The organism is Deinococcus taeanensis, assembly GCF_020229735.1.
GTDB lineage: Bacteria > Deinococcota > Deinococci > Deinococcales > Deinococcaceae > Deinococcus > Deinococcus taeanensis.
This window is the reverse complement of the sequence record NZ_CP083455.1, coordinates 158828-167500: the sequence shown is the minus strand read 5'-3', so window position 1 is coordinate 167500 and position 8673 is coordinate 158828. Positions and strand designations below refer to the sequence as shown.

The window sequence follows — 8673 nt, the reverse complement described above, 5'->3', positions numbered from 1 at the left end:
GCGCGCAAAGTGATGCAGGGCGCAGCAGACGCAGCCCGGAGCCAGCACGGGGAATTGCGGGTGTACATCCAGCACCGCGTGGGCCGCCTGTACCCCGGGGAGGCGAGCATTCTGATTGGAGTGGCCAGCCCTCACCGGCGGGCGGCACTTGAGGCCTGTGACTTCATCATTGAACATCTCAAGGTGCACGTGCCTGTCTGGAAGCATGAGCAGGACGAGCACGGGCAGCACTGGGTGCCTGGACAGACCGGCCACGAAACCCTGTAGATCTGGCGAGTGGCTGACTCCGGCAGGGCAGTGGTCACTGGCGGGCGCGCCGGGCCTGTTCACTCAGGAAGTACGCTGACGGCCCATAGCGCCGCGCGTGCGCTTCGAACGTCAGGTAGTAGCGGGTGGCCAGGGCAACCATCAGGGCCACCACGACACCCAGCGCCAGCAGGTGAACCCAGCTGCTGCCGCCTGCCAGGAGCCCGTTGAAAACAGCGTGCAGCACCACGCTGAGAATCAGACCCTGCACCACCCAGGTGCGGCCCTGCTGCCAGTGAAGTCCGCCCAGCGCGTACCCCTGTGGAGCGCTGAACAGGGCGTGCGCCAGCGTAGCGAGCACGGCGTGCCAGACGCCGGCACCCGACCCGAAGCCGAGGGTATACGTTGCGTTTTCCATCAGCGCAAACCCCAGGGCAGCTGTCACGGCGTAGATCAGACCGTCCATGGGTTCGTCGAAGGAGAGTTCCGTGATGGCGGTGGTGGCCGCCACGAACTTGAAGCCTTCCTCAATCAGAGCCGTGAGCACCACCACCAACGCCGCAGCGAACGGCACCGGGGAAATGATGAGGCGGCCCAGACTCGTCTCCAGAGCTGCAGCGATCACCCACGCGAGCATGCCCCACGCGAAGGTGCGGGCCAGGAGCCACAGCGGCTCGGGGTGACGGTCCCGCCGCACGAAGAACCACAGCCACGCGAAAGTCAGCGCGGCGGAGCTCAGCAGGGAGAACAGGAGGGTCATGCGCTCAGCGCAGGGCCAGACCGGCAGCGGTGCGGGCCTGCATGGGCGCACTTGCCAGGTGCGTGAGCGCGAGTGCCAGAGCGTCGGCGGCGTGATTGTTGAACAGTTCACGCACGCCGAGCGAGGCCTTGACCATATAGATCACCTGTTCTTTCTCCGCACGGCCGGTCCCGACCAGGGAACGTTTGACCTGCATGGGTCCATAGGTGTGTATGGGAACCCCGGCCTGCGCGCAGGCGAGCTGCACCACCCCGAACGCCTGCCCGACCTTGAAGGCCACGTCGGCCTGCTTGCGCAGGATCTGATCCTCAATAGCCACGGCGTCCGGGCGGTACTCGGCCAGCAGGCGGGTAACCTCCTCGTGGATGTACTGCAGGCGGCGCGGCATGATCCAGGCGCTCTCGGTCGTCAGGCAGACGTGGTACAGGTGACGGGCCTTACGCACGTCGCCCTCCACCAGCCCAAGGCCGAGGTTCGCGAGTCCAGGATCAATGCCGAGTACGATCACGCCGTCAGAATACGCGATGCGGCCGGGCATCACGAAAAACCCCCGCCGGCGCGGGGGTTCGGGGGGGCTGGGATCTACAGGCGACTTTTGGGGTCGAACGCGTCGCGCAGACCGTCACCCAGGAAGTTGAAGGCCAGCACCGTGAGCAGGATCGCCAGGCCCGGGTACACCGCGATGAACGGGTGTTCCAGCACGACCTCGTTCGCGTTGGACAGCATGTTGCCCCAGGTGCTGACAGGGGGCTGGATGCCGAAGCCCAGGAAGGACAGTGCCGCCTCGCCCAGGATCGCGCCGCCAACCGCCAGGGTGCCGTTCACGATAATCACGGCCACCACGTTCGGCACGAGGTGCCGGAACATGATGCGGCTGCTGTTCGCGCCCAGGGCCCGCGCGGCGTCCACGTACTCGAGGTTCTTGAGTTTCAGGACCTCCCCGCGGACGAGCCGGGCGGTACTCATCCAGCCGAAGAAGGTGAAGATCCCGACGATGATGAACACACTGGAATTCGGATTCTGCCGCAGGGCCGCGATGGCGGGCAGGTCACTCACGGCGAACAGGCCGCTGAGGGTGAGCTGCAGCGGCAGTTCAGGGATGGAGAGCATGATCTCAATGAACCGGCTGATGGCGGTGTCCGTCCAGCGGCCCAGGTAACCGGCCAGCAGGCCCAGCAGGGTGCCGAGGGCCACGCTGAACAGCGCGACCGTGAAACCCACGATCAGGCTTACGCGGCTGCCGTAGATGATGCGTGACAGCAGGTCACGGCCCAGGCTGTCCTGACCCAGGACGTGCCGGGCGCCGGGCGGCGCGTAGATCCCGGCGAGGTCCTGCGCGTTGGGATCATACGGGGCAATCAGCGGCGCGAGGACCGCCGTGAGGATCAGCGCAGCGATCACGATCAGGCTGGCCATGGCAGCCTTGTGCTTGCGCAGGCGGCGCAGCGCGATGTGCAGGGTCGAGCGGCTCTTGGCTGGAGCGGCAGTAGGTACGGGAACAGTGGTCATCAGGAGTACCGGATCCGGGGGTCAACGATGGCGTAGGCGAGGTCGGTCAGCAGCTGGAACACCACGGTGAGGACGGCCAGCATCATCAGGCACACCATGACCACGTTGAAATCCTTGCTGACCAGCGCGTCCAGAATGGCCTTGCCCATCCCTGGCCAGGAGAACACTGTCTCCGTGATGACAGCCCCGCCGAACAGGCCAGGGATGCTCAGGCCCAGCAGGGTCACGATGGGCGTCACGGCGTTACGCAGCGCGTGTTTGTACAGCACCCGGCGGTCCGCGAGACCCTTGGCGCGCGCGGTACGCACATAGTCCTGGGTGAGCGTTTCAAGCATGTTCGCACGCATGAAGCGCAGCGTGACGGCAATCTCACGCAGCATCAGGATCATCATGGGCAGCAGCAGGTATTTCAGCTTGTCCGCGAACACTGCCCAGGCGCTCGCATCTGCTGGCAGGTCCGGGCTGCCCAGGCCGCCGGGCGGCAGGGACAGCGCCCCACCGGTCGCGCCTGGCAGGTACACCGCGAAGAAGTACAGTGCCAGCGCCCCCACCCAGAACACGGGAGCACTGACCGCCAGGAACGCGAAGAAGGTCAGCGCGTAGTCCAGCCCTGAGTACTGCCGCACCGCGCTGAAGATTCCCAGCGGCACGGCGATGAGCGTGCTGACGATCAGCGCCGGGACGGTCAGCAGCAGCGTGTTGGGCAGGCGGCTCTGGAACACGAAGTCCAGTGCGGGCACCCCGAAGTCCTGCGAGTACCCGAAGTTCCCGGTGACTGCCTGTTTCAGCCAGAAGAAGTAGCGCGTGATCCACGGCTGGTCCAGGCCGTAAGCGGCCTTCAGGCGGGCGATGTCCTCGGGGGTGATCTTGCTGTTCCCGAAGATCAGCTGGTCTACCGGGTCACCGGGTTGCAGGGCGGTCAGCGCGAAGATCAGCAGACTGATCACCAGCAGCAGCGGGATCATCTGAATGACGCGGCGTAATGCGTAGGTTCCCATGTCGAACTCCTGAAGCAAGGGGCAGGGGGAAGCAGGCGTAACGCGCCTGCCCTCCCCCTGCCCCGGCGCGCCTCCTGTGCAGGGGCGCGCGGTAGGGCGGTTACTTCTGCTTGTACTCCTCGACGGCGCCCTTGCTGGCCCACCCGATGTTCGCGGCGTTCCAGCTGGGGTACTGGGTGATCGCGCTGAAGGTGTAGTTCACGAGGCCGGGCACTTTGGTGTACACGTTCACGCGGAAGTACAGGGGCAGCGAGGGCAGTTCGGAGTTCCAGATGGCCTGCATCCGGTCGAACAGCTTGATGCGCTCGGCCTGGTTGAACTCCACCTTGGCCTGCTGGTACAGCTTGTCGTACTCGGCGTTCTTCCAGCCGGGGTTGTTCTGGCCGGAGTAGCCGTTGGCGGCGGTGGGAATCCCTTCGCTCTTCCAGAGGTTCCCCTCTTCGAACACGGGGTTGTTCGACCAGGCGTACATGGCCATGTCCCACTTGCCGCTTTCGCCTTTGCTCAGGAAGTCCGGTCCGAACAGCACGCTGGCAGGGTAGTTCTGGATGTTCACCTGCACGCCCACGGCCTTCCACTGCGCCTGCAGGATCTGCTGCACGCGCTCGCGGGTGCTGTTGCCGGCGGTGGTGGAGAAGTTCAGCGAGAGTTTCTTTCCGCCTTTTTGCAGCACGCCGTCGCTGCCGGGCGTCCAGCCGAGCGCCGCGAACAGCTGCTTGGCCTTGGTGACGTTCACGTTGTAGTCGTTGACGTCCTTCTTGTAGAGCTTGCTGACTGGCCCGATCCAGCTGTTGGACACGGCCTGTTTGCCCTGGAACAGTGCTTTGACGAGCGCGTCACGGTCAATGGAGTACAGCAGCGCCTGACGCATGCGGGGGTCGTCCAGGTCGAGGTCCTTGGCGCGCTGGCCGCGGGCGTTGATGTCCACGTGTTCCCACACTGCGCCGGGCACGAAGTACGTCTTGTACTTGTTGCGCTCGTTGCGCGAGAGGTCGACCCCCTGGTCGAAGGTGAGACCCACGTTACTTACGGCGTCCAGCTGCCCGGACAGGATGTTCACCTTCAGGGTGTTCGTGTTCGGGATGAAGCGGTAGGTAACGGTCTGTACGTAGTTCTCGGGATTCTTGGGCTGATTCCAGTACATGGCGTTGCGCGTCATGGTCAGACTGTTGCCGGTGCGCCACGCGGTGGGCTTGAACGGTCCGGCCACGACCTTGGGCAGGTTGCGGGCGGTGGTGAACGAGGCGATGAACTTCTTCCACTCCTCGTTGATGACCTTGGCGTCCTTCTCGTTCTTCGTCTTGGCGTCAAAGGCGTTCCAGGCTGCGCCCATGATGTGGCTGGGCGCCAGGCTAGGGCTCACCTGATCGGCAAACAGGTAGGGCGGCTCGAAGGTAATGGTGAAGGTGTCAGTGTCGTTGACGGTAATTTTCGCGCGGTCCCAGGGATCACGGTCAGGCACAGGCACGCGGTCGTCGTTCTCGAGTTTCAGCCAGAACTGGAAGTCCGCGACCTTGATGGGTGTGCCGTCGCTCCACTTTGCGTCCTTGCGGATGGAGTACGTGACGCTGTTGCGGACCACGTCGCCCTTGGCGTCCTTGACGACCTTGTAGTCGCCGTTTGCCAGGGTAGGGACGCGGGTGGCGATGTCGGCCTTGGTGTCGCCGTTGTCATCCTGGTAGGTCAGGCTGGCGCCCATGTAGCCGTTAATCTCGCTGGTGATGGCAAGGTTGTTGGTGCTCCACGGGTCGTAGATGTTCGGCGGTTCCTGAGAGGTGCCGACCACCAGGCTGTTGTTGGCAGGACCGGCGAGGGCGGCGCCGAGGAGGAACGCTGTAAGGGCAAGGGTCTTTTTCATGGGGCCTCCGTGTACTGATGGGCTGTTGTGCTGCCCGGGTTGTTGGTGATGCGGTCAGTATACGGTGCTCATGAAAAGCGTCAAGGTCGTGTTCATGTGCCTGTCATCCGGCAGTGGGGGGGGTGAAAGCAGAAACCGCTCCTGCCCAGGCGGACAGGAGCGGCAAGAAGAGAGGGAAAGTTCAGTGGCTGGCGCAGCCGCCGGCGCCTTCGCCGTCGGGGGACTGGGAGCCGTCGGTGCGGAAGGAGGAGCCGCATCCGCACGCGGAGGTGGCGTTGGGGTTATGCACGGTGAAGCCGCCGCCCATCATGTTCTCCACGAAATCCACTTCACTGCCACGCAGCAGGGGCAGGCTCATACGGTCGACGAGGAGTTTCACGCCGCGGTCAACGACAATGGTGTCGCCTTCGAGTTCGCGGTCATCGATGGCCATTCCATACTGGTAGCCACTGCAGCCGCCGCTCTTGATGAACACGCGTACGCCGGCATTTTCCTTGCCGCTGCCGGCCAGGATCGTCAGGGCTCTCTGGGCGCCGTATTCGCTGATGGTGATGTCACGGGCGGGCACGCCGCCGGTCTGTTCGGAGGTGGTGGTCGCGGTCATGCGTGAAGCGTAACACCATTCGGGAAATAAAAAGGTGCCTGGAAAGCAAAGTGAAGCCGGGGAGGGAGCCCTGCGTCCCGCCTCAGGCGGAGAGCCGCCGCTTACATTCCTTGAGCGTCCCAGTGTTAAGATGGTGGGCATGACGAACCCCTATGCCGAGTGGTTCGAGCAGCTCCGCAGTGAATACGGGGAGCAGCTCCGCGCCATGCCTCTCCCCGAAGGTCTTCCTGAACATCTGCGTGCCCTGATCGCTCAGCATGACGAAGACGCCATTCAGTTCATGATCAAGCTCGCGTGGCAGTTCGGCGCCCAGGTCGGGTATGCGGCCGGGAGTCGCCAGGGCGCCACACCCGCTGTCAGTCTGCCGACCCAGCGCGTTCAGGCTTAACTCTTTCGTTTCACCAGCCGGCCCACCTGTGTGGGCCGGTTTTCTGTGTGCCGGGTCAGTGGCCCGGGTGGCGCGGCGCGGCCCAGCAGTCGATGTCTGGCTCCGGGTCAGGCAGCGCGCCCTGGGCGATCAACTCCTGCAGCGTCAGGCGGCCCAGCGCCAGGAGCGCCTCAGAGGGTGCCAGGTGCGGCGGTTGCCCGGCCAGCCCAAGGCGACGGGCTTCCCGGACGAGCAGCAGGGTCAGGAACTCCATGGGGACACTACAGCACACAGCGTAAAGGCAGAGGGTGCTCCGCAGCTGCGGAGCACCCTCCAGGGAATGGGGCGTTCAGTCGTCTGCGTGGGCGTGGGCGAGCGTCTCGCGCTCGTCCGCTTCCCGCAGCGCGCGGATGCCGCGCACAATCCCGATCGTGCCGAAGTAGCTCAGGGCAGGGATCACGAAAGTCAGAATCCACAGGATCGCGTTGGCGTTGTTGGTGGTCAGGAGGCGGCTCTCGATCAGCTCGGGTTTGTACCCGGCCACCGACATCACGAGCATCATGGCCATGAACGCCACGCCAGCAGCCAGCCGGACGGGGGAGTTGGTGGGGTTCTCGGCGTAGTACTGGTTGTCCTTGCTGCGGTCGAGCATCGGCACTGCGAACATCAGGCCAATCACGATGCCGGGGAAGACCATGGCGCCGATGAACTCAGCGCTGATCGTGCCGCCCAGAATCTCGACTTCAAAGCCGGGGATGATTGCCAGGGCCCCGAACACCCACAGCAGGTACCAGTCGGGCTTGATGTTGCTGACGCCCGAGGAGCTGGGCGGACCGAAGAACTCCACGGGGTGAACAGGGATGAACGCAGCGAACAGCATGACCAGTCCCGTGAACAGCAGGGCCAGCATCAGCATGATGGGGGTCTGCTGCGTCATCAGGGGCACACCAACGATCTTCTTGTACGCCAGACGCTTGGCGTACTGCGGCTGGGTGTGCTTCTGCTTGATCATGATGAGCATGTGCGCGGCCGTCATGGCCAGCAGGATGCCGGGCAGCAGCATGATGTGGTAGCCGTAGATGCGGGGAATGATGCCGTCGCCGGGGAAGCGTCCAGCGAACGCCGCCTGCGCCAGCCAGTCGCCCACCCAGGGCACGGAGGCCGTGATGGCGTAGATGACCTTCACGGTGCTGTACGCGTAGTTGTCGTACGGCAGGATGTAGCCGGTCACGGCGGTCAGCCCGGCAAAGATCAGCAGCAGCATGCCAATCCACCAGTTGATTTCACGCGGCTTTTTGAACGCCCCGGTAAAGTACACGCGCATCAGGTGCAGCACCGCTGCGGCAATCATGATGTTCGCCATCCAGTGGTGAGTGCGGCGCAGCATGTCCCCGAAGGGCATGGCGTTGATCTTCAGCGCAGAGTGGTACGCGGCCGGAAGCATATTCGGCTTGGCAGCGGTGCCGGGGTCGAAGGAGTTCACGACCATGCTGTTGCTGGGCTCGTACGCCAGCGCCAGCAGGATGCCCGTGATAATCAGCACGATCAGGCTGAACAGCGTGATCTCCCCCAGGAAGAAGGAGTGATGCACCGGGAAGGCTTTGCGCAGGAACTTGTCGTTCAGGCGCGAGATGTGAAGACGGTCATCGAGCCACTGGTTCATGCGAGCAACTCCTCAGCCTGCTTCAGGTAGGCTTCCCACTCCTCGTCGTTCTTGTATCCGTAGGGCGAGGTCAGGAACGAAGAGGTCAGCACCAGCTGTTCCCCTTCGACCTTGACGCCCAGCTGCGGCATGGGCTTGGGTGGCGGCCCGCCGATCACCTTGCAGCCCTGACGGGGTTCGTACTGCCCGGAGTGGCAGGGGCAGTTCACGATAAATTGGTTGTTCACCGACTTGGGAAAGCAACCGGCGTGCGTGCAGGTGTTCGAGTACACCACAATGCCGTTGTCGGTCGCGTCGATTTTCGTGGGGGCCTGCAGCGCGGAGGGCTCGAACTTGTACACGCCCACCTGGTTGTTCGGTTCACCCGCGCGGATCACGGTGCTGCCGTCCTTGTTGCGGCCCATCGGGTAGGCAATCACGGCCAGTTCACTCAGCTCGGAGGGCTTTACCGGCTGGCCGTACTTGGCGGCGTCCGCGTGCACGAGCACGTCGCCTTTGAGGGGCGGCGCCTTGTCGGCCGTCAGGCGGAAGACAGGCTTGGCGATGCCCAGCGCGCTGACGAGACTGAGGGTGCCCACGGCGGCGCCGGTGCCCATGGCCACATTGATGAACTTACGGCGGGTCAGTTCGGGATCTTGTTTCTTGTAACGGGTCATGAGTCCACCTCT

General features: G+C 64.1%; 11 protein-coding genes (1 of these 11 running past the window's edge). 2 read left to right on the top strand and 9 right to left on the bottom strand.

Annotated elements, in window-relative coordinates:
- Nucleotides 1-267 carry the end of a molybdopterin converting factor subunit 1 gene (gene moaD / locus LAJ19_RS00785; RefSeq protein WP_225476448.1) on the top strand. Its footprint begins 408 nt before the window's first position, so only the last 267 of its 675 coding nucleotides appear in the window; its start codon lies beyond the left edge, outside the window; it ends in the stop codon at nt 265-267.
- Between the two features lie 34 nt (nt 268-301).
- Here moaD and LAJ19_RS00780 read toward each other — a convergent pair whose 3' ends face one another.
- The 6 genes from LAJ19_RS00780 to LAJ19_RS00755 all read right to left on the bottom strand — a co-directional run bounded on the left by LAJ19_RS00780 (nt 302) and on the right by LAJ19_RS00755 (nt 5975).
- Nucleotides 302-1006 (bottom strand): PrsW family intramembrane metalloprotease, encoded by a 705-nt coding sequence (locus tag LAJ19_RS00780; protein WP_225476447.1) that lies wholly within the window; start codon nt 1004-1006, stop codon nt 302-304.
- A gap of 4 nt (nt 1007-1010) precedes the next feature.
- A complete protein-coding gene (ruvC, locus tag LAJ19_RS00775) occupies nt 1011-1514 on the bottom strand; it encodes a crossover junction endodeoxyribonuclease RuvC (RefSeq protein ID WP_225476446.1) in 504 nt (167 codons plus the stop codon).
- 74 nt (nt 1515-1588) lie between these two features.
- Nucleotides 1589-2515, bottom strand: coding sequence for an ABC transporter permease (locus LAJ19_RS00770; RefSeq protein WP_225476445.1), 927 nt, complete (start codon nt 2513-2515; stop codon nt 1589-1591).
- Nucleotides 2515-3513: an ABC transporter permease gene (locus LAJ19_RS00765; RefSeq protein ID WP_225476444.1), complete on the bottom strand. Its 999-nt coding sequence runs from the start codon at nt 3511-3513 to the stop codon at nt 2515-2517. The genes LAJ19_RS00770 and LAJ19_RS00765 overlap by 1 nt, the downstream gene beginning before the upstream one ends.
- Nucleotides 3514-3613: 100 nt before the next feature.
- A complete protein-coding gene (locus LAJ19_RS00760; RefSeq protein WP_225476443.1) occupies nt 3614-5371 on the bottom strand; it encodes a peptide ABC transporter substrate-binding protein in 1758 nt (585 codons plus the stop codon).
- Nucleotides 5372-5552: 181 nt separating this feature from the next.
- On the bottom strand, nt 5553-5975 hold the full coding sequence (locus LAJ19_RS00755) for a HesB/IscA family protein (RefSeq protein WP_225476442.1): 423 nt from the start codon (nt 5973-5975) through the stop codon (nt 5553-5555).
- A 139-nt stretch (nt 5976-6114) separates the two neighbouring features.
- On the opposite strand from LAJ19_RS00755, the gene LAJ19_RS00750 reads away from it, so the two are divergent.
- The gene (locus LAJ19_RS00750; RefSeq protein WP_225476441.1) at nt 6115-6363 is read left to right on the top strand and encodes a DdrH; all 249 of its coding nucleotides are present in this window, start codon (nt 6115-6117) and stop codon (nt 6361-6363) included.
- Between the two features lie 55 nt (nt 6364-6418).
- Here LAJ19_RS00750 and LAJ19_RS00745 read toward each other — a convergent pair whose 3' ends face one another.
- The 3 genes from LAJ19_RS00745 to LAJ19_RS00735 all read right to left on the bottom strand — a co-directional run bounded on the left by LAJ19_RS00745 (nt 6419) and on the right by LAJ19_RS00735 (nt 8661).
- Nucleotides 6419-6616, bottom strand: a complete 198-nt coding sequence (locus LAJ19_RS00745) for a hypothetical protein (RefSeq protein WP_225476440.1) — start codon at nt 6614-6616, stop codon at nt 6419-6421.
- A 75-nt stretch (nt 6617-6691) separates the two neighbouring features.
- Complete coding sequence (locus LAJ19_RS00740; protein WP_225476439.1) at nt 6692-8005, bottom strand: cytochrome b; 1314 nt, start codon at nt 8003-8005, stop codon at nt 6692-6694.
- A complete protein-coding gene (locus tag LAJ19_RS00735; RefSeq protein ID WP_225476438.1) occupies nt 8002-8661 on the bottom strand; it encodes a QcrA and Rieske domain-containing protein in 660 nt (219 codons plus the stop codon). The genes LAJ19_RS00740 and LAJ19_RS00735 overlap by 4 nt, the downstream gene beginning before the upstream one ends.
- Between the last annotated feature and the right edge of the window lie 12 nt (nt 8662-8673).

Excerpts from the sequence above, each read along its gene's own strand:
- LAJ19_RS00780 (WP_225476447.1), bottom strand. The coding sequence starts at position 1,006 with ATGACCCTCCTGTTCTCCCTGCTGAGCTCCGCCGCGCTGACTTTCGCG.
- LAJ19_RS00770 (WP_225476445.1), bottom strand. The coding sequence starts at position 2,515 with ATGACCACTGTTCCCGTACCTACTGCCGCTCCAGCCAAGAGCCGCTCG.
- LAJ19_RS00765 (WP_225476444.1), bottom strand. The coding sequence starts at position 3,513 with ATGGGAACCTACGCATTACGCCGCGTCATTCAGATGATCCCGCTGCTG.
- LAJ19_RS00760 (WP_225476443.1), bottom strand. The coding sequence starts at position 5,371 with ATGAAAAAGACCCTTGCCCTTACAGCGTTCCTCCTCGGCGCCGCCCTC.
- LAJ19_RS00755 (WP_225476442.1), bottom strand. The coding sequence starts at position 5,975 with ATGACCGCGACCACCACCTCCGAACAGACCGGCGGCGTGCCCGCCCGT.
- LAJ19_RS00750 (WP_225476441.1), top strand. The coding sequence starts at position 6,115 with ATGACGAACCCCTATGCCGAGTGGTTCGAGCAGCTCCGCAGTGAATAC.
- LAJ19_RS00745 (WP_225476440.1), bottom strand. The coding sequence starts at position 6,616 with ATGGAGTTCCTGACCCTGCTGCTCGTCCGGGAAGCCCGTCGCCTTGGG.
- LAJ19_RS00740 (WP_225476439.1), bottom strand. The coding sequence starts at position 8,005 with ATGAACCAGTGGCTCGATGACCGTCTTCACATCTCGCGCCTGAACGAC.
- LAJ19_RS00735 (WP_225476438.1), bottom strand. The coding sequence starts at position 8,661 with ATGACCCGTTACAAGAAACAAGATCCCGAACTGACCCGCCGTAAGTTC.